Genomic DNA, 19,979 nt, shown 5'->3' on the forward strand with positions numbered 1-19,979 from the left:
TTAAACAAAGGAGTTATATAAATATGCGATCATTAAGTGTGCTAAAAATTATGCTGCTAATGTTTGTCTTGTTGAAATCTGCCTATGCCCAAACGTCTGAAATCCAAGCTAAGGTTTATGGCGTAATGGATGGAGATACTATTTCGGTTGTTACATTAGACAAAAAACAAATTAAAATAAGACTTTCTCAAATCGATGCGCCTGAGTCGAAGCAACCCCAAGGGCAAAAGTCGAAACAGTCATTGTCTGATTTAGTTTATGGGAAAACAGTAACCATTAAGACTGAAAGTGTTGATAAATATGGGCGCACTATTGGAACGATTTTTGTTAATGGTGTTGATGTTAATTTAGAGCAAATCAAAAGGGGGATGGCTTGGTTTTATACGCAATATGGGCATGATTCGGTTTATCGTGAAGCTGAAAAAAAAGCCAAGAGCCTACGCATTGGACTCTGGAATGATTCTGCGCCTACTCCACCTTGGGAATGGCGGCATGGTAGTAAATTGTCAAGTTCAACTCTATCTACTTCTCCTTTATTAAGCTCCTGTGGAGTTAAACAATATTGTAAAGAAATGAGCTCATGTGCAGAGGCTCAGATGTACTTAACAAAGTGTGGACGAACTAAATTAGATCGTGATCGGGATGGTGTCGCATGCGAAAGCCTATGCAAATAGTGGGTAAGTAAAGTACTTCGTCTTAATTGTTTTTTTGCGTTTACTGAGAGAAAGGCAATAATAAAATGACATTTGAAATTTTTAAACAAGTAGATAAAGATGGTGATGATGTAGTTTTTGGTGATCATCTAATTACAGGGAGAAAAACTGATTTTATTTATTTAGCTTCGTGGCTTAATGAGGGCTATGAGGCTAATCGTCGAGTTAAATCAGTATTGGTACTTTCAGAAAAGTTTAAAGTTGCTGCGGATACGCTTTCACCTTTAGTTCGTTTAGATGTTAAGGAGGCTAGATCGTTGGTTGATGTGCTTGGGCACTTGGCTGAAGGAAAAGCCAAGAGTGCAAAGGTCTATAAAGTTTCTTTGTTGTTTTCGAATTCTTTATCTATTTGGTAATTAATGAATAGAACGATTAAAGTTAGTTAGTTGGTAAAGTTATTTTTTTGCGGTCTTATTTTAAGCTTGGATAGGTTCAAGAGAACCTGCCGAGCTTTTTTTTGTTTGGTTTAAGATAATTCTTGTTGCTTAACTGTGTATTAAATATGAAGACTTAATAAATGTGTAGCCATAAGAAATAGAGGACAATTATATTTTTCGTGTGGCGTTCAAAATGGATAGGCGAGCATTTCTACAGCAAGGAGCAGGGGTGATTTTGCTCGCTAGTCCTCTTCAAAGTCAGGCGTCACCAACACAAAAGTTTTGGACTCAGGAACGGTCGATTTGGTTGACTCGACCCGAGAGCGGTGAGCAGATAAAAGAAACTTTTTGGGCTGATGGGCAAATTCAAAAAGATGGCTACATGAAGATTTGTCGGATTATGCGAGATATCCGGCAGAACCAAACTATTTTGATGCAGCCTGGCTTATTGAATTTATGGTGGGCAATGCAAGAAACAGTTGCTACATACTATCGCCGCCAGCCTGGTATTTTGCTATCAGGTCATCGAACAGTTAAAACCAATAATTCCCTAGAAAATGCAGCTAAACAAAGCCTCCATATTTATGGAGCAGCGGCAGACTTGCGTTATGAGCGTGTCCCTCTCCCTGATTTATTTAATGTAGCGAATTACTTCAAAGCAGGGGGCATTGGTTATTACCCTGGGAGTAAATTTATTCATATTGATATTGGCCGCCGCCGATTTTGGAAAGGCTAATAAACCACTAATAAGGATTGTGGAAGATGCAAAAGAACCTATGCCAAATCGCTGTTTGCTCTGCTTTGCTTGTTATATCAGCCGCTGCTCTGGCCGACTCAAGCTTTGTTGTTTCTGGTGATCAGCGAGCAGCCCCAAAGTTAGTTTATCAAGAAAATGGCAGTACTCATTTTGTCCTTGCGGAAGGTTCTTTGCCTGCAATCTTTGTTGTCGATGGCCAAAGCACAAAGCCTGTGCCTTTTGAATTAGTGGGAAATGTGGCTGTTGTTTCAGGCTCTGCAAACCACTATATCTTGGCTGGTGAGGGGGGGCGATCAGAAGTTTTTCACTATGAGGGGAGGTCAATTGGGGGAGGGACCATTGATGCAGAAATGATCATGAGCCAAGCAAACAAACCGGCTGATGTTCAGGTGGCGAGTTCAGGGCCATCTAAAGGGCTAGCCAAGGCAATGGTTGCATATGAAAAAGCGAAAGCCGTGGGGTTTCGTAAAGTGCCTGTACAGGCTGCAAATGATCAAGGTGGGATTTTGCCCGCGCTGGCGAAAGCCTCAAGCACTTCAACTTCTGTAATGGATGCAAATTTTACGTCTAGTGAGGCGGGTGTTGTGAAAGTCAACTTTGGGGCAAATGAAACTCAGATTGCAGAAGATAATGAAGCTGCTTTACTGCAAATTGTCAGTCATTGGAAGTCTAATAAATCGAAGCGAATTATACTGCGGGGGCGTGGAGACAACTTTGAAAGTGAGGCCGCTGCCCTTAATCGAGTTATTGAGGCGAGAAGTTTTTTGATTAAGCGAGGCGTTCATGCGTCTAAAATTCGGATGCTTAGCAAAGCACGATTCGATTACATTGCCAGTAATGATAGCGAAGAGGGAAGAAGCCAGAATCGCCGTATTGAGTTAGAAATGACTGATAGCAATCAATCTGCGGTATTTAAAGCTCGAAAAACTCAAGCTTGACAAGTTGCTTGACAAGCTCAGCCAGTATTGGCTAATGTTGGAACTCATACCTCACTATCTTTATCGTTTTTCAACGACGTGCGAGCTGAACACGGATAGACACACAGAAGGACTCCTGTAGTTCCTACTCAAAATCTTGCGCTTTCTGCAAGTTCGACATCTTTGGTATAGATGTGTGATTTCAAGCTGATCCTTGCCGCTTTACCTCGGCACTCCCTTCTACCCAAGTAAGACCATCCCTACGCATTTTTGATGCACTGGATGGCTTTGGCACGTCTTGTTTCGCTTAAGACCGCTTGCGGCCACGAAACCCACTCTCATCGCACATTGCGCACTAAACATCACCCGGATTGCACTAATCTCCCGGTGATTTTTTCTGCGTGTCGTCATGAGAGCACCCGCCAGGCTGCCGAGAACCTTGTTCTTGCAGCCTGGCCTTTAATTCCAGTGCTTGCTTCACGCGAGTACTGAAAACCAACCCTTGTTGATTCAAGGGTATTCCAATAATGCGCATTCACATCCGTGATGCGCATTTTTTTCATCTTTACGATAGAGGTTTAATCATGCAAAGAACGATCGTTCTTAATGGGGCAAAACTAACAGAGCGTTTTCAAGGAACTGGTTGGGTATGTTTCCGAGTTGAAAAGGCTTAATTAAAAGTCAAATCATGCCAATTTGATTGGTAAGTTTTAGTTTTTCCGTGCGGGTGCACATTTCTCCCGTGCGGCTGGCCGTGGAGAATATTTTTTAATATCCCTTCCAGCCAGGGTGGATATCCATCATGAAAAAATTATTTGTCATCGCAGCCATTACCGTTGCATCGTTTTCATATTTTGCACAAGGCGCAACGAGCGCTGTTGCAGCTGCGAAGTTAAAGCATGAACAAGCCATCGCCCAAGCAACCGGCGAGTAAAACCAACCCTCTTTGGGGCTCCGGCCCCTTTGGGCGGAACCTCGTTAGCTCATAGGAAATTTTATGAACCTAAACGACCTTCCCCCTCTCAAGGCGGGTTTCTTTGATTCACCTGAAGATCTTTATCACTCAGATTGCCGTGCATTAAGCAGAAGCGATTTGTTGATTGTGGATCAATGGGGAACCGCATATCTCAAGCATAAATGGGATTCCAATACATCAACAAAACGAACACCAGCCATGGCGTTCGGATCGGCATTTCACAAGGCGGTTTTAGAGCCTCTAAAATTTGCTGATCAATATTGCCAAGAGCCAGCGCGACCTAATGGATATGCTAATTCTGCTGAGGAGTTAAAACAGCGCTGTAAAGATGCTGGTTTAGCTATATCGGGAGCAAAGGCAGATTTAATTGATCGTATCCTTGAAGTTGACCCATATTTTCAGACATGGGATCAACGAAGGGAGCAGCTTATTGGTAAGAAGGAGGTTATTTCTCACGAGGATTGGGATTTAATTTCTGGAATGCAAATCGCGTTACAAACTAACCCTGTTTTTGAAGCGATACGTGAGGGCTCCGTATTTGAGCAATCTATGTATTGGCAAGATGCAGATACAGGCATGTGGTTAAAGGGAAGAGTTGACATGATGAACCCCGAGCTTGGGTACATTATTGTTGATCCTAAAACTGCAGCAGATCCTCGGCCTCATCGGTTTCTTTATGAAGCTGATGATAAAGGTTACGACATGCAAGCCGCGATGTATGTTGATGGTGTAAAAGCTATTACAGGCGAAGTACCTCCGTTTATTTTTGCGGTGGTCCATAAAGAAGCCCCACATGCTGTTTATATGTACGAAGTCGATTCTCGCTATATTGAGCAGGGTCGTGATAAGTATAAATCAGCATTGCAGCAAATTAAGCAAAGTCAACTCACAAACCATTGGCCTACGACTCCACGCAATATTAAAAGCTTGGAAGGACTAATTGCATTAGCTCCAATAACACGTCGTAAAAAAATAGGTTAATTTTAATTTACTCATCCCATTGCGGGCCACCCGCGCTGGGTGGCTGCTATTTACGGAGTCATCCATGAATTATGCTGATGAATTAACAATATGTATTGGTGGTCTTTGTCTTTTTTTGTTGCCACTAATTGTTGCTGGGTTTATTCATGATTATCGACAAAAAACAAAAGATAATAAACAAAATTATCGATTGTTTATTAATCCAAGGAGGAATAAATAATGACCGCCAAATCAGAGTTGGTGGAGTTAAATTTACCTCCCGTGCTTTTTAAAACACTTCAGGATACAGTTTTCCCTGGCGCAACAGATGAAGCAATACGAATGGCCGTGGCATATTGCCAAGCTCGTAATTTAGATATTCTTTCTCGTGTTGTGTACTTAGTTCCAATGTATACAAAAGTACGTTCGGCAAATGGTTCTGTTACATCAGTTTTTCGTGATGTTGTGATGCCGGGTATTGCATTACATCGAATTAATGCAACAAGGACTGGGACATATTTAGGGTTAAGTGATACAGAATATGGCCCGCCAATTTCTACGGCATTCCCAGAGCATAAAGCTAATTTTATCAATGCTAAAGGTGATTGGGAAGAGAAGGTATATCCAGCTAGAACGCTTGTTCATCCTGAATGGGTGAAAGTAGTTGCTAAGCGCTCAGTGAATGGGGTCGTTGCCGAATTTCCAGCTAAATTATTTTGGGCGGAGATTTATGCAAAGCTCTCAAAATCTGAACGGCCTAATGACACATGGATGAGTCGGCCATATGGGCAGGCGGATAAGTGTGCTGAAGCGGCAGCGTTACGCAAGGGATTTCCCGAGTGCTGCGCTGATGTTACCGCAGAGGAAGCTGACGGGAAGGCGATTGAAGGTGAGTTTTCTCATGTGCAGGCAGGGGAGGATGAGCTCAAACCTAAAGCAAGTGCAGCAGATATTCTTCGGAATCGTACTAAGTCCGATGTAAAGAAAGAAGCCGCACCAGTGAATCAGCCAGAAGGTAGTAAAACTCCTGATGCTGGTACTCCTGAAAGTAATGATCCAGAAGAGATTTTTAATGATTTTATGGTGAGGTTAAACGTAGCTGCATCAAGAGAAGAGGCTACTAAAATCATAAATTCAAGTATTAAATCGATTCCGTCGTCTTATCAAGGAAAAGCAAAAGAAGAGTTTAAAAGAAAACTTTCTAATTTTGCTTGATATCAGTTTCATCTAATCACCCCGTAGGGGGTGATTTTTCTAAAGAACTATATTTGTGGCTTTTTAGAAAAATAGATTCTTCCTTTGCTCAATTTATTGAGGGCGCGACCTGAACGTCGGAAGAAACGCAGTAGGGGCAGTATTTTTCTGCTCAGTTATATCCAACCCCAACGGGCACACCACCCGTTGCGGCGTGGTGTTGTCTTTTTTATAAAGGTAAACATCATGGCTGTTCAAGTACCTGAAGGTTTTGAAGCACGTATGGCCAATGTGTGTAAGCGGCTTTATACGTGGACTTTAGAGCACCCTGTTATTCATAAGGCAAGAATAGATATTGTAGAAAAGAATGAAATTATTCTTTTCTTTGGGAGTAAAGATGAAACCGCAATTGTTTCGTCTCATACGCTACCAAATCGTAAATTATATTACGATGCAATTGAATTCAAACCTGTTCCACTCTCTCAGCTTAGTGATTCATATGATTCATTAATACAACCTCGTTTGATTTAATGGAGAAAAATCATGATGCGCGAGAAGCAAATCATTTTTCAGGATATTACATTTTCTGAAAATAGTAGAGGACAGCTGGCTGAGGCGCTTATTGTGGAATCAATGAGAAATTTGCATTTCGCGATAAGAAAAGGAAAACTCTTTCATGAAACGCTTATTTGGTTTATTGACCCGACAAGCGATTTAGATATGTGGGTTGATGCAATGAATAAATACCATCATTCGCATAATCAGCCCTTACATGATGTCGATTTTTATAGGAACTTTGTTTGTCATTACTTTAAGGATGATATTCATAAGCTTTCAATTAAATATTTAAAACATACTTTTTCACTGCTAAAAAGTGGTGATTTGATTTGTCAGTCTGAAATTTTGGATTGGATTTATGATCCAAATTCTGACTTTAAAACATGGTGTGGTTACGCAGATTTAGATTGTCGAAAAGGTATTTCGCTTTCGGATGAATTTTAATCTACGGCACTCCCTTATTAAATACTTCTATTTTGGAATTTATCATGAAATCTAACCTTTTTATGCTTATCGTAAATCCAGCAGAATTCTTTCGTAATTTATTTGTAGCGGAAACACCTGCCAAAACGACTGCTCCTGAAGTATTAGAGCCTAAACCTTCAACTCTTCGTCATCGTGTTGAGTTGCCTCGTTATTATTTTAACGAGGAAGATCGCCATAGTAATAAATCAAATATTTTTGATGGAACAAACTTTTTTAACGTTTGGATCCAGGAGGGAATGACCTTGCAAATGGAGGTTTCCACTACGGCAATTCGACGCACTTTATTGTGCGATGACTTTGTTCAAAAAAAATATAACTTGTCCGAAAAACACGATATGGGTGTGATTGAAGTGACTGCTTTAATAACAGAAAAAGTTATTAAGTGGTTTTCACTAGAGCAAGTCTATGCAATGTTGGATGGCAAGCCTGATCCTACACTGCCTGAACCTGTTATTGTCTTACCCATTAATGAAACGATTAAAAAAATGCCAGAGAGTTATTCAGGAAGGCAGGATGAAGTTGCTGAAACTGTGAATGAGATCCCCGCTGTAGCTGAAACTTCTAATCACAGTGAATCGACATTTGTTCGTCGAGGAACTTTAGAATCTTTTGGTGGGGATTGTTATAAACACAACCCAGAAGAGTCTGAATCTTTTTTCTTGAAAATTAATGGCCGTGAAATTTGGGGCGTTGATCTTGAACGGGCATTGGAAAAGTCAGGCGCAAAAGTAGGTGATAAAATTTCTCTTTCTAAAAATGGGAGAATTCCTGTTGTTATTAAGAAAAATATTAAATCGACTGACGGCAGTCTTGTTGTTAAAAACGTTAATTCATTCATGCAGCAGTATTTAATTTATAAATGCTGATTTGCAAACATAAAACATTCAAGGATTGTAATCATGGCTTCTCTTAATAAAGTAATTCTGATTGGAAATTTAGGTAAAGATCCTGAAAATCGTTTTCTGCCATCGGGTGGTGCAGTGTGTAACTTCAGTATTGCGACCACCGAAAGTTGGAAAGATAAAGCCTCCGGGCAAAAGCAAGAAAAAACCGAATGGCATAACATCACTATGTATGGGCGCTTGGCTGAGGTTGCTGGCCAGTTTCTAAAAAAAGGTTCTTCCGTGTACCTGGAGGGGCGTTTGCAAACCCGTAAATGGCAAGACAAAGCCACAGGGCAAGATCGCTATACAACTGAAATTATTGCCGATGAAATGAAAATGCTTGGTAGTCGTTCCGGTGATAGCAGCAGTGGAGTGGATGGCCAGCAAAGTAGTGGGCGGCAACAGCGTCCTGCTGCTGCAGCAACGCCTGCTTCTTCAGTTCCGAGAAACTTTGACGATTTTGAGGATGATATTCCGTTTTGAGGTTTACCTCAGAGTGATTTCTATACATGAAAGTTATATGAAATCAATTTATAGGCATGGTAATCAACCTTTCGAGGTTGGTTACCCTGCGTGTTCAATAACATTCGAGAAATGAAATGTCACTTGTTTCGTCTAGTGAAACTGGATTGGTTGTAACAGTGAAGTTTAGCAATGATGGCTGGACATGTCGTGGCCACGGGCTTTCTGTTGCTCGGAAGCATCAAATTGATGCTAAGTCAGAATGGTGTCGTGTCTATGGATCACAGTTTGAGGTGAAGGAAGTAGTTCAATTCAAAGTGATTTGAATATGATTGAAACCATTTATGTTTATATGATTTACGAGCCCCAATAATTCTTTATGAATTTTTGGGGCATTTTCATTTGGTTGGTAACTATAGATGTCTTCTTGATTTTGAATTGTAGAAATAAAATGTAAAATATGGTTTTTATATTTATTAATTTTTAAAATATATATAGGGGAATAGTATGCAACGATTTCGTGTATTCAATGATTATGCAGATTCAAAGTTAGTATTTTCTGTTCCCTGGGCATGGCTTGCAATTTGGCTTGTTAAGCGTTTTGGAAAAAAAGATGGTTACTATAGATTGGTTGATGGAAGAATTTCAAAAACTTTAATGGAATGGGTTCACTCTAAAGAAATAAATTTAACTGATTATGAGTTTGAATTAGATCAGATCCATTTAGGAGAAAATGGAAAGAGTTATTTAAATTCATCAGGAAGTTTGCACTATGGAAAAATGTATAGATCTGCTGATGGTTTGAAATTTAAAAATATATCAATGATAAAGAGTAATAATTGAAACGATGTGACCGCAGAGCGCCATTAGCTAAACCTTGATTTTTGCTAGTGAACGATGTAATAAATACAATAAGTTAGTGATGTTTTTATCACATCACACGCTGCGACCCGCGCCAATCCTCGCCTTCTCGGAAAATCCCATGCACTGTTTTTCCATCGCCTACGCAAAACAGACGTTGCACATCAAAACGCCAGGCAAAGAAAAACCGCCGCTGGATGATCCAGATCGGCGGTTCGAGTTGTTATAAAAAGGCTATGTATGCACTAGCTCAGAACAGAAGCTCAAAGAAAACACGTTTCGCCCGAATTGAATGTCGATTCCACGGCAACTTACTTTTTTTCGACGCTTTTCGTTTGCCCCGCCTAGTTATAAAGAAATACATCTTCAATACCCCTTAATGTAGCTACCTAGCACTTTCCGCTCTGCCAATTCACGAACGGAGGAAGCAATTTCGTGAACTGGTAACGTGACTGGATACTGTGCAATACATCCATCGTGCTTCTCTCGGTGCCAAAGTCCAATAAATGCACCCTGGATGTCTCCGAACCTCCCGATGTAATGCCCACTACCATCGGCCGCTTGACCGAACCGAGTATTGCTCCAGCCAGCGTCGCGCAGTAGCGCGGAAACTTCTGATTCAAGTCTTCGAGTTCCGTCATCGAACACCCATCTATCATCGTAGCTCGGTGGCAGCTGTGCTATCAAATCAGGAAAATCCGATGCATTAACGTTGTTAAATCGTGGAATGCTATACCCTGCATTACTTAACAGAATTCTAAGCTGATCCATTTCATGATCTATGTCGTCAAGCGATATCACAGCGATAGGATCACCTTCTTTGAGCATCTCTTCGAATGAATTGTTATGCAGCTTTTCCAATCGTTGATTAGCCAAATCGATAAACCGAAATAAACTGTTATTCAGCTCAACAAGATTATTCGGAGGTAGTTTCCGATCTGCTGATTTAGTAACTTTTAGACTCAGTAAGCGAGCGACCTCATTATCTGCCCCCGCTTCGTTGAGATAAAACATGTTGACCGATCCTCGGCAGGACGCCCCATCAGAGTCTATGAACGAAATTGATGGTATCGCCGCACCAACCAAATGATCAACACCATAGCGAATAACAGTAATCGGTCGAACTTCAGCCTTTATGAACTTTTCCCCTACAAAGCACTGCTCAACGTCGTATAGGGTGATGGGTAGCTCTTTACCTTCCAAATCGGCATTTGAAGCCTTTCTTGGCATATTCCGGTTGTTTTCCATAATTCGATACTCCTAAAAAAATTATGCGGAGTATCCCCAAGCGGGGATACTTTCCCGCGTGGGTTTGTTTTAAATGCTGATCCAGAGCGATATGGAGCAGGGGATTCGAATAGATCGAGCCCTTTTTCATGCAGCTCGTGCGACCATTCAAGTGCCGCCCGCGTGTGACGGGTTAAAGGCATGAATTTGATATTCTCAAACGTAATAAATTGAGCGATTAAGCTTCGTTTTGTAAGTCAAAATGAACACCACGTATTCCGTAGCTTTCTGTTTTTTCTCCTTGGCCTACGTCGGCCTCACAAAAACTGATGCAATCTGTGCAAAGGCCAAATCCGTTGTCTCTGCCCCACCATTGTCGCCCTCGTGTAGAGTTGCCGCAGCAACAACACGTCAAGGTTCTTGGTTTGTCAGTTTTAATTGATGTTGCTTCTTTTTGGGGAACGTCCCAATCAGGAGTGCAAAAAGCTACAACCATGAGCGCTTTAACTTCCAGGGCAAGATCTGATCTGTTTTTTGCGATATATAGTGCAAGCTCGTTTCGATTGCTATTCTCTGTCGATTCAAGAACACGAAATACATCCGCTTCTTTTAGTTTCGCCAGTGAATCAGCGGCAATACTAATTGCTATTTCAAAGTTGAATGTAGACATTTTCTTTCTCCAAATATGAGAGACAAGTCCACAAGGGATCTTATCCCTTGCGGTTTAATTGAGTGTCAAATATGGGGTTGAAGTTACCCTCAATGAGAGAGTCCCCATTGGGTAGTTTGAAACGTAATAAAAAGATAAGTGGATAGTTATAATTGTTGTAAATTAGAATGAGCAGGTGTATTGGCGATTGATATATCAATACCTTTGCCATCAAGACCTGATATTTTTGGTAATGAGAATACCCGGCAATTAGTGAATATGGTTGCTCCCATGATTGGTTTCTTATAAACGGATCATGGCCTGGGGGCGATGACCCTCAGGTGGTTAAAATATGGGCGAAAAAAAACGCCTGAACGGCGTGAGTGGAATTCGTGAATGTACAACGATGATTTATTTTTGTCATTTTAGACAAAATACTGTGTTTTTAGCTCGCGTCCAGTTCGCGCGTCATTCAAAATAATGATAAAGGCTAAAGTGTATTTATTATTCATGATTAATCGGGGTGGGTCAATTTAAAATATACGATACCAAGGCCCCTTTGGGATTATATCTGCACTAGATGGGACGTTGCTGCTGTGGGCTGAGATTCTTAGGATTGAGAGCTGGCATCGGTTTTTAGCACCTAACGGTAGGCTCAATTAAATCGAGCCTTGAGAGCTACCGCCAATTGGCGGAGCAAGAAAAAAGAGAGGAATTATGTTTTTTGTGGAAAAACTGAAAAGTGTTATTTTTAATAATTTCTTATATAAAAATGTAGCATATCCAGGGGATTATCACCTGGCGTTTATTGAGGCGAGAGAGCGGACAATAAATTTTGGGCTTGAAGTTGACTCTATATCCTTTAAAAAACAAACTTTTTTGTCTGATATGGAAAGTGCCTCAAAACTAGCTCAGGCTCTTAGTGAGTTTTATTTTGAAAATAAAATTCGTGCAGATGATGTAGCTGGGCAATGCTGGAGAATTAATATATTTATAAAAATTTTTTTAGAAGAGTATTTTGGGGTTCCTTTGGTTTTAACTATTGGTTATATTGAGGATTATCCTAATAACGTTTACTATAAAATGACTGAAGCAGAGATTGCAGAATTACTTAATTCCCCAGAGGGACATAATGGGAATTATGCTGCAAATTTGCATGTATGGTTAACATTGCCTAGCATGGAAATATTAGACGTATCCTTTATGACTAGTTTTGGGAAGGTCAATAACAAACCAGAATTGCTTGGTACTGTTGTCTATGGCCCACCAGAAAAATTAAGCACCCCGAATTTTAATTATAAACCTATGGTGCTAGGGGAGCACTTTATTAATAGGGTCGGTTTAAATAATGCTTTTATAACTTTTTGATAATTAAGCGGGTAGGATCGTTATGTAATCGCTAGTGCTAGATCACGGCTGGCGGCCAAGGCGCAACAACCTTTAGTGTTAGATCCAAGAGCGCGAGCGGCAGCCTTTTCGCAAGTAGGCGTAGTAACGGTAGGGAAAAGTCAGCCCTTTTTATTGGATGCCTCGCCAGTTAACTTGGCAAACCTATAGCAAAATAAAAGAAGTTAAAGTACCGCCAAATATGAAATTTTAGGGGGAGGGTAATATGAGGCATGTGATAGGAGAAGTGGTAATGCCTGTATCTTTTAGCACCGGACCTTTTAAATTTATAACCATTTTTAGAGGAAAGTTTGCGTGGGTGACTATGTATTGTTCCAAATGTATGGACCTTTTAGGCAGTCGTTAATTGATGAGCATCTCTTTTATATAGAGCAGGCACAGAAGCGTTTACTGTCTCAATTTACTGATATTGAAAAAGAAGCAGATAGTGCTGCTGAAGAATGGTTAAATCAGCACAAACATTATTTTGATCCAGACCGTGATGATCCAGGGAGCTTTTATGAGACAGCTAATAACGCTGGCATTGAGTTTTACCGGTTGCTTAGTGATATGCGGAATCAAACTTATTTAAATGTTGTTGCTGGTATGTTTCATGAGTGGGACAAAAAATTACGTAGCTGGTTGGTGGGTGAAGTTCATCACTGGCATTTGGGAGAGAAAGCCGCATTTAAAATCTGGGCAGCAAATTTTAGTGAGATTTTTGATCTGCTTGAATGTTTTTCATGGCCCGTTCGGACTACAGAATATTTCGGAAAACTTAATGCTTGTCGTTTAGTGGTTAATGTTTATAAGCATGGGGAAGGGAACGCCTTTGCTGATCTAAAGCGGGATCATCCAGAATATTTGAGTAGTTTTGCGGAGGAGTTGTCATGGTATCGGATGGTTAATCATACGCATCTTTTAGTTAATGATACGCAACTTCAGTCATTCTCTGATGCAATAGTGGCATTTTGGCAAGGAGTACCTGAAAATACTTTTGAATCAAAAATATATGAATTACCAAGTTGGCTTTGCAATGCTCTTTCAAAAGATCACGAAGTAACTAGGAGAAAAAAATAGTACTGAATGGCTGTGCTAAATTATTTTAAAAACACTCTGAGAGTGGCACCGCACGATTTAATTTGGGCCGGTTTTATTGTTTGCACTAACAATGAGAATGAAATTATCATTGAGAAAAAGAAAGGTTGAACTCAATGTACTATGTCCACTATAAGCCACTACGCAATATGCTGCGCACCTATAGCCTGCATTCGGCTTTATATCAAGTCTGGTATCGGGGGACTCGCATCGGAAAACCCGATTCACGTTATAGGCCTGATGCTTCGACTAACATTCCTTATGATTGGGAATTAGAACTTCTTGCCAGAGAGATTATTCTTAATAGCCAAGGTGGCATAGTGCCACGGCAGAATGATCATGCGCAATTCCCTATTGATCGCGGAATAAGCCATGTCCGAAGGATCGCGGAAGCTATTTCTGAAGTATCGGTTAAGTCGCCGGATGATGCTTTACGGGCCGCCCATGCTTTGATACACCAACAAATACCTTGGCAGGACGATGATCTATTATCTCGGATGGCACGTTACGCGAGAATAATGCAGTTTGACCAATTGAAAAATCTAGTTGAAGCCAAAATTGGCCTAACTATTCGTGATTTATATACTATTGGGTTTGCTGTTGCTGGCGCAATTGATAAAAATCCTTGTGTCGTGGCTTCTTCATATTCGAATGCGCCAGGTATTGCACAGGGGGCAGAAAAGGCTTTTTTTAGACTGGTTGCGGCCGATCTAAATGAGCTTCGTCAGACCACTAAAGAAAACCAAATCTATGATCGGCGATGGGCCTTTTCCTTCAATCCATTAAGAGCGAAACCGCTGATTTTTGACTCACAACAGCCGGATCTACTCATGGGTATCAGTGAAAAACTGCTGATTTGGAGAATTACTGATGGGCTGTATTACGATATATGTAAATTAAAAGGTTTTTCAGTGGGGTGGGGAGCTGCTTTTGAGAAATATATCGGTGATGTCCTCACTGCTGCACTATCTGGGTCAGGTTTTACTGTCCTTTCTGAACAGCCCTATTTTCCAAAACCGAGTGAAAGACATGACGGGGCCGACTGGATAATTAGTGATGCGACTGGCCATGTGTTCATAGAATGTAAGACCAAGCGGCTGAAGATTGAGGCCAAAATGGATTTTTATGATATAGCGCTGAACGAAGAAATAGATACGCTAGCCAATTTTTTTCTTCAGAACTATAAAAACATTCAGGATGCACGCAATCAATTATTGCCTGATTTCGAGATGAATGGCTTGCCGGTGTTTTGCGTAGTTGTTACTTTGGAAAATTGGAGAGCGCAACACCCTATGATTAAAGATAATTTGGATGCCTTGATACGACAAAAAGTCGCGATGGCAAATTTGCCTATATCGATTGTAGATGACTGCCCTTATTTGCTATTTAACGCGCAACAGTTCGAAAAGCATATGCAAGACGTCGCAAGGCATAATATTCAGAGTACTTTTTTGCCAAAGAGTGAATTCTGCAAAGGCCCATATCGGCACTTGTTTCCTGGTACTTTGACTGCATTATTGCCATTTTTGGATAGTATGCCCGATAGCACTCAACTTTGAATGATTTGAGGTAAAAGAGGTTCAGTGTATTAATTAGATAATGAAGCTCAACCTGCGGGTTGGGCTTTTTTTACGCCGATATCTAATCGTTTTTCTTTACTTGTATTGTGACTAAGTGCGTAACGTGACAGGAATAATTCATGCTCAAATGTCCCATAATAATCGTTATGGGGCATTGATAAATCAATTCATGTAAATATGCATGAATTACATGATAATTCATTTATTTTTACATCTATGGCTTTTGGGCCTTCTTTGCCCATTGTGTGCAAAAAAACATGCTGTATTCTGTATTTGTATTGCAAAGCGAATGAGTTTTGCTTCAAACCAAGTGGTTTTAAAGATTGATGGTCTAAAAGGAATAATTTTATGGCGTGGGAATCAACTGGAGTGCTACCTCTGTTGTCAGAAAATTTATACGGGTGGCCACAGTCAAAGCCCGTGTTGGCTTTTTTGAAAGGAGGCAGAAAAACGGTTGTGATATGTAGCTGTCCAGACGAAGACGATCCGCATTTTGTTCGGTGGGTTGAAGATAATTCTGATGGGTTGGATGTGAGCCGCGATGTGCTCAGCTGGTGCTCTTTGCCTGCGGATCCTCCGGCGAATTTGATTGCCTGGATGACCTCTTCTTCTTTGTCACAAAGTAATTGCTTGGTGCAACGCTAAATGAACTTAATTCCTAGTGCGAGTCTTGAAAAAATGCTGCTACAGCGTAGCGCTGTGATTGAGCGCCTAACAGAGGCGCATCGTCTGCTTTGCGAAGCCGCTGAGTTGGCCGGTGAAGCTCATTTGGGGGACTTATCAGATTTGCTAGTTTTAGAGTCTAAGTATTCGAATCATATGCCAAGCCAGCATCGCTTACTGGAATGCGGGGTTGAGTCACTGATTAGGGTGTTGGATATTAATGGTTGGCGTTATTTGATGAATGAATCTGGAATTCGTTCGTTTATGGATAGCTCCGCTCGTGAGCAGTGGGAGGATCAATTACGAAAAGGAGTTGTTGTTCCCCTAGATAGAAATGCGATTGAGTCCACATTTAATTCTCTTTATGCTCAAAGGCAGGAAATGTTAGAACGTGGTGTGATTCAATTATTCAAGAATTTGTCGTGGGACCATAAAACTAATCAGCCCTTCAAGTTTGGGAATAAAATAATAATTAACTACTTTAGCTCTACTATGTGTGGAAAATCTCTTTATATCAGAAGTGAAGCAACAAATAAGTTGGATGATTTAATGAGAGTCTTTTGTAAACTATGTAATCGGCCAGAACCAGATCATCGGCATGCAATGAGCTACTTGATTGGGAATCAAGAAAGGAGTGGGCAAAGATTCTTTCAGAATGATTTTTTCTCTGTTCGCTGGTTTAAAAAAGGCACGGCGCATATTGTTTTTTTGCAGAAAAATTTAATTGATAAACTCAATGATATTTTAAGCAAGCACTACCCTTTTGCTCTGCCTAATGCTTGTTTATAATTGGTTTTTTTCTATATTAGTAACATTCTGAATAGTGGTTTAAGAGCAAAATGAATCCATTTAAGAAAAAACAAAAAAAGCTTATTTCTTCTGAATTATACAATAATTTGGTTGTTCCTATTTTTATGGCCTTAGAAATGTATTCGAGTGGGCAAATGGGACCAGCTCACTTTGATAAAATACTTCTATGTTTTCATGTTACGGAAAAAATCAGGAAAAACACACATCTGCCTTTATTACGCAGAAAATATTTAGATGACCTGAAATCAATACTTTTTGAATTACATGCACAGTACAAACAAAATGGTTTTTTTATTTATGATGAAAATATAGATTATTTAATGGGGAAGGCGGTTGTGAACTTATGTAATCAATGGCGTTTTCTTCCTGAAGAAACTCTGCTCTATGCGATGTTGGATGTTATTGAACAGAGCCAATTAAAAAATGCTGGATCTTCTCAATTCTCTAAAGTCGTGACCCATGCCTAATGCAGAACTAGAACTCACTAATACGCGCTCTAAAGCCGCGGCTATTTTAGATGATATGTTTTTTAAGCAGCATGAATTACCCTCAAGCATCACAAAGTTGCGTCAGCTTTTGGGCAACTCAGGATCTAATACGGTGCTGCAAGGCGTGCTTAATGAATGGAAAGAGTCTCTTGGGTTGCGTGTGTCTCAGCAACTACAGCAGCCCCCTCTCCCTAGTCCTCTAATCGCACCAATTTTAGCTGTGTGGGACGCTGCACTGCATTCAGCCTCTGTGATCACTCATGAAAAATTGCAGGCGCAGTTTGATGAGGCAGAACGAATAAAACGATCGGCGGAGGAGCAAGTGGCCGTTATGAGTAAAAGGCTGGATGAATTACAAATCGAAGCTCGGGATTACAGCCATAAACTTGAGCAATCTACCCAGTACTTAGCCTTGGCCACACAGCGTGGTAATGAACTGAGCTCGGATCTTGCTCATGAACGAGCCAGGTTAGACGGTGCATTGGAAAAGATAAGCGCGATGAATGAGCAGGCTCAGCAAGACAATATCCGGCGGAATGAGTTGGAATTGAAGTGCCTGCGGCTTGAACTTGCAGCTGAGCAATTGGTTGTCAAGCCTAGAGCCGGGGCTGTTGCGGGCGGGATTGAATGATGACAGAACTTCTTGCCCCTACTTTTCCAAAAATATTTGAAGGCTCTTTCGTGCACTGGCCTATTCCTGATGGGAAAAATCGTGCATCTGGAACTGCTCAAATTTCTGCAATGAATGATGCTGAAGCCGTGCTGTGTTGGTTAAGTGAATATACAGGCAGCCCGAATACCGTAGTCTCCTATCGAAAGGAGGCGGAGCGATTCATGTTGTGGTTGGCGGAGACTTGGCGTGGAATTAGTGATGTCAGTCGAGAGGATATTTTAAGGTACACCCTTTTTTTGGCGGATCCTCAGCCAGCCGTTAAATGGTGCGGGCCAAGAAGAGCTCGTACACATGCGGAGTGGAAACCGTTTGTTCATGGGCTTCAGCCCGGAGCAGTCCATCACACCATGCTTTGTCTGCAATCCATGTTTAGTTACCTTGTTGAGGCGAATTACTTAAAAGGCAATCCAGTCGCTTTATCGCGCAAATTAAGGCGTAGCCAGGGGCAAGATGCTCGCACCTCAGTAAGGGGCAGATTGCTTGAGGGTGAGATCATCGAACGGATTTTAGCTTTTTCAAAAAACCTGACCTATCCAGATGGTGTGTCTCTCATAGAAAAAAGAAAGCTGGCTCGTGCACGATTCGTTATGGCGTTCTATCTTATGGTCGGTGCGCGATCTAGCGAGGGAGTGGCCACATATTCAGGCGATCTTGTTGGTCGGCGAGATGGTGATATTACGCGTTGGTATTGGTGCGTTGTTGGCAAGGGGGGAAAGCGGGCTGAGGTTCCGATCCCTCCCGCGCTATTGCCTATTTTGTATGAATACCGTGTCTGCTTTGGCGTAATGGGAACTCCGAGCAAAATTGCGCGTTTACCTCTGCTACTGCCCCTTGGCATCAATGTGTCTACGCGCACGCCTATGATTTTGGATAGGAAATCGCTCTATCGCATCATTAAAGGGGTGTTGGCAGACATTGCACTTGAGCTGAAAAATGAGGGGCGTTTGGAGCAGGCCGAGGTGGTGAGCAGTGCTAGCCCACATTGGCTGCGCCATGCTTATGGAAAATGGCAGGTGGATCATGGCATTGAGTTACGTAATGTGATGCGTAATTTACGTCATAGCAATATGAATACCACGATGATTTATGTCGATGATGATTCAAATCAACGACATAAAGAAACAGAAAGTATCTTTTAAAGTATGAATAAACAAAGGAATGCTTATGGGCGTTCAGATTGATGCTAAATCCGCTGATTACCAAGCTGGCTACCGGCAGGCTTTGAATGATGCCGCTAAAGCCTGCGGTGGAGTAGCGTGTATTGCCGCTGGCGATAGCTACCAAACGTCACAGGGGGAGTTTTGGGATGCCGGTGGGGTTTATGGCCAAGCTAGATTTGACTGTGAACAGTTAATTCTCGCAATGACTAAATGACCAAGGGAAGATTTAGGATAATCCAGCGATCAATATTTTCAAATTGCTCCGCTCTCGCTTCGTGATGGGGTTATATGAGCCTGAGCGGCTTGCTGGGGTTTTTTGCGGTAATTGATCCTTATTAAAAAAATAGTAAGATTGACCTTGGGTAAAAGTAAGGTAAAATCCAAGGACATCGACATATAAATAGGGACGGGATGAATATTGATATTTACAGACCTGAGACACGCTTAGATCTTTACCTCTTTGTGATGGCAGATAAGGATCCAGGTGCCGTTGTTTCCAGCGTGCTCGATCAGCTTGGCCCTTTGACGTTTATTAAGTCGCGAGAAGTTAATGTTGGCCAAAAAATTATTGGGGCTGATGCAAACGAAATTCTCGATAATATTGAACGCACGGGTTTTCATTTGCAGGTGTCAAAAGTTGCCGATCAAGTTTCTGATGGAGGGGCTGCCATCGGAGGAGGGATTCTTGGGGCTAGTCTTGCGGGGCCTGTTGGGGCGATTATTGGGGCATTGATTGGGTATGCGTTGGCTGAGCATGCAAAGAAGGCTCCAGATGACCTTTGATCTGAATACCTGCATAAAGGTTTCGCCGGTAGTTTGTGGGTTAATTGTCATGCTCACTGTTTGGGGTTATCGCGCACTTAAATCTAAGCCTGTTACCGTCGAGGACATGTTTGTCGTTGGCATTACAGGAAGTTCTTTTCCTTCAGGTGTGCTTTTTATTTTTGCGGCTTTTGATTCTTCTATGTTGGTTAAAGTTTCTGAAGCACCTGTCTATATTGGAATTGCTGGCTGTGCAGTTCTGTATATTACAGGTAAGACTGTGAGAGAAAAAACTAAGGCTTGATGGTTTTGGATCGGTGAGTGATATTGTATTTTCT

Annotated in this window: 25 protein-coding genes; 23 read left to right on the plus strand and 2 right to left on the minus strand. The window is 41.3% G+C overall.

Going from position 1 to position 19,979, the window contains the following annotated elements:
- Positions 1–23: 23 nt before the first annotated feature.
- From DYD62_RS05380 to DYD62_RS05430, 13 genes are all read left to right on the plus strand, one after another.
- A complete protein-coding gene (locus tag DYD62_RS05380) occupies positions 24–674 on the plus strand; it encodes a thermonuclease family protein (RefSeq protein WP_115226404.1) in 651 nt (216 codons plus the stop codon).
- Positions 675–739: 65 nt separating this feature from the next.
- Complete coding sequence (locus tag DYD62_RS05385; protein ID WP_115226405.1) at positions 740–1,069, plus strand: hypothetical protein; 330 nt, start codon at positions 740–742, stop codon at positions 1,067–1,069.
- Between the two features lie 250 nt (positions 1,070–1,319).
- Positions 1,320–1,826, plus strand: coding sequence for a YcbK family protein (locus tag DYD62_RS05390; RefSeq protein ID WP_165928723.1), 507 nt, complete (start codon positions 1,320–1,322; stop codon positions 1,824–1,826).
- 26 nt (positions 1,827–1,852) lie between these two features.
- A complete protein-coding gene (locus tag DYD62_RS05395; protein ID WP_115226407.1) occupies positions 1,853–2,785 on the plus strand; it encodes an OmpA family protein in 933 nt (310 codons plus the stop codon).
- Positions 2,786–3,566: 781 nt separating this feature from the next.
- Complete coding sequence (locus DYD62_RS24215) at positions 3,567–3,698, plus strand: hypothetical protein (protein WP_267896108.1); 132 nt, start codon at positions 3,567–3,569, stop codon at positions 3,696–3,698.
- Between the two features lie 63 nt (positions 3,699–3,761).
- Entirely contained in the window at positions 3,762–4,721 is a 960-nt protein-coding gene (locus tag DYD62_RS05400) for a PD-(D/E)XK nuclease-like domain-containing protein (protein ID WP_115226408.1), read from the plus strand.
- Positions 4,722–4,785: 64 nt separating this feature from the next.
- Positions 4,786–4,941: a hypothetical protein gene (locus DYD62_RS23580; RefSeq protein WP_165928724.1), complete on the plus strand. Its 156-nt coding sequence runs from the start codon at positions 4,786–4,788 to the stop codon at positions 4,939–4,941.
- Positions 4,941–5,915 carry a phage recombination protein Bet gene (gene bet, locus DYD62_RS05405; protein ID WP_115226409.1) on the plus strand — a complete coding sequence of 325 codons (975 nt, stop codon included), beginning with the start codon at positions 4,941–4,943 and terminating at the stop codon, positions 5,913–5,915. Before DYD62_RS23580 ends, bet begins: the two co-directional genes overlap by 1 nt.
- A gap of 225 nt (positions 5,916–6,140) precedes the next feature.
- Complete coding sequence (locus tag DYD62_RS05410; RefSeq protein ID WP_115226410.1) at positions 6,141–6,425, plus strand: hypothetical protein; 285 nt, start codon at positions 6,141–6,143, stop codon at positions 6,423–6,425.
- A gap of 12 nt (positions 6,426–6,437) precedes the next feature.
- Complete coding sequence (locus tag DYD62_RS05415) at positions 6,438–6,896, plus strand: hypothetical protein (protein ID WP_115226411.1); 459 nt, start codon at positions 6,438–6,440, stop codon at positions 6,894–6,896.
- Positions 6,897–6,940: 44 nt separating this feature from the next.
- Positions 6,941–7,804 (plus strand): hypothetical protein, encoded by an 864-nt coding sequence (locus tag DYD62_RS05420; RefSeq protein WP_115226412.1) that lies wholly within the window; start codon positions 6,941–6,943, stop codon positions 7,802–7,804.
- Positions 7,805–7,837: 33 nt separating this feature from the next.
- The gene (locus tag DYD62_RS05425; RefSeq protein WP_115226413.1) at positions 7,838–8,305 is read left to right on the plus strand and encodes a single-stranded DNA-binding protein; all 468 of its coding nucleotides are present in this window, start codon (positions 7,838–7,840) and stop codon (positions 8,303–8,305) included.
- A 486-nt stretch (positions 8,306–8,791) separates the two neighbouring features.
- Positions 8,792–9,127 (plus strand): hypothetical protein, encoded by a 336-nt coding sequence (locus tag DYD62_RS05430; protein WP_115226414.1) that lies wholly within the window; start codon positions 8,792–8,794, stop codon positions 9,125–9,127.
- A 384-nt stretch (positions 9,128–9,511) separates the two neighbouring features.
- Here the strand turns inward: DYD62_RS05430 and DYD62_RS05435 are convergent, their stop codons facing one another.
- Together DYD62_RS05435 and DYD62_RS05440 are read right to left on the minus strand one after the other, a co-directional pair.
- The gene (locus DYD62_RS05435; RefSeq protein WP_115226415.1) at positions 9,512–10,393 is read right to left on the minus strand and encodes a hypothetical protein; all 882 of its coding nucleotides are present in this window, start codon (positions 10,391–10,393) and stop codon (positions 9,512–9,514) included.
- A 217-nt stretch (positions 10,394–10,610) separates the two neighbouring features.
- Positions 10,611–11,042 (minus strand): hypothetical protein, encoded by a 432-nt coding sequence (locus DYD62_RS05440; RefSeq protein ID WP_115226416.1) that lies wholly within the window; start codon positions 11,040–11,042, stop codon positions 10,611–10,613.
- A 696-nt stretch (positions 11,043–11,738) separates the two neighbouring features.
- Between DYD62_RS05440 and DYD62_RS05445 the strand changes: the two genes are divergently transcribed.
- The 10 genes from DYD62_RS05445 (at position 11,739) to DYD62_RS05495 (ending at position 19,945) form a co-directional block, all read left to right on the plus strand.
- Positions 11,739–12,389, plus strand: a complete 651-nt coding sequence (locus tag DYD62_RS05445) for a hypothetical protein (RefSeq protein ID WP_115226417.1) — start codon at positions 11,739–11,741, stop codon at positions 12,387–12,389.
- 333 nt (positions 12,390–12,722) lie between these two features.
- Positions 12,723–13,487, plus strand: coding sequence for a hypothetical protein (locus DYD62_RS05450; protein ID WP_115226418.1), 765 nt, complete (start codon positions 12,723–12,725; stop codon positions 13,485–13,487).
- 167 nt (positions 13,488–13,654) lie between these two features.
- Positions 13,655–15,064 (plus strand): hypothetical protein, encoded by a 1,410-nt coding sequence (locus tag DYD62_RS05455; RefSeq protein ID WP_115226419.1) that lies wholly within the window; start codon positions 13,655–13,657, stop codon positions 15,062–15,064.
- A gap of 666 nt (positions 15,065–15,730) precedes the next feature.
- Positions 15,731–16,537, plus strand: a complete 807-nt coding sequence (locus DYD62_RS05465) for a DUF4942 domain-containing protein (protein WP_115226421.1) — start codon at positions 15,731–15,733, stop codon at positions 16,535–16,537.
- A gap of 50 nt (positions 16,538–16,587) precedes the next feature.
- The gene (locus tag DYD62_RS05470) at positions 16,588–17,025 is read left to right on the plus strand and encodes a hypothetical protein (RefSeq protein ID WP_115226422.1); all 438 of its coding nucleotides are present in this window, start codon (positions 16,588–16,590) and stop codon (positions 17,023–17,025) included.
- Positions 17,026–17,080: 55 nt separating this feature from the next.
- A complete protein-coding gene (locus DYD62_RS05475) occupies positions 17,081–17,677 on the plus strand; it encodes a DNA-binding protein (protein ID WP_172476479.1) in 597 nt (198 codons plus the stop codon).
- Positions 17,674–18,858, plus strand: coding sequence for a tyrosine-type recombinase/integrase (locus tag DYD62_RS05480; RefSeq protein ID WP_115226424.1), 1,185 nt, complete (start codon positions 17,674–17,676; stop codon positions 18,856–18,858). The genes DYD62_RS05475 and DYD62_RS05480 overlap by 4 nt, the downstream gene beginning before the upstream one ends.
- A 25-nt stretch (positions 18,859–18,883) precedes the next feature.
- Positions 18,884–19,093: a hypothetical protein gene (locus tag DYD62_RS05485; protein ID WP_115226425.1), complete on the plus strand. Its 210-nt coding sequence runs from the start codon at positions 18,884–18,886 to the stop codon at positions 19,091–19,093.
- Positions 19,094–19,290: 197 nt separating this feature from the next.
- A complete protein-coding gene (locus DYD62_RS05490) occupies positions 19,291–19,662 on the plus strand; it encodes a YcgL domain-containing protein (RefSeq protein WP_115226426.1) in 372 nt (123 codons plus the stop codon).
- A complete protein-coding gene (locus tag DYD62_RS05495; protein ID WP_115226427.1) occupies positions 19,652–19,945 on the plus strand; it encodes a hypothetical protein in 294 nt (97 codons plus the stop codon). Before DYD62_RS05490 ends, DYD62_RS05495 begins: the two co-directional genes overlap by 11 nt.
- Positions 19,946–19,979: the final 34 nt, after the last annotated feature.

It is taken from the genome of Iodobacter fluviatilis (assembly GCF_900451195.1).
GTDB classification, from domain to species: Bacteria; Pseudomonadota; Gammaproteobacteria; order Burkholderiales; family Chitinibacteraceae; genus Iodobacter; species Iodobacter fluviatilis.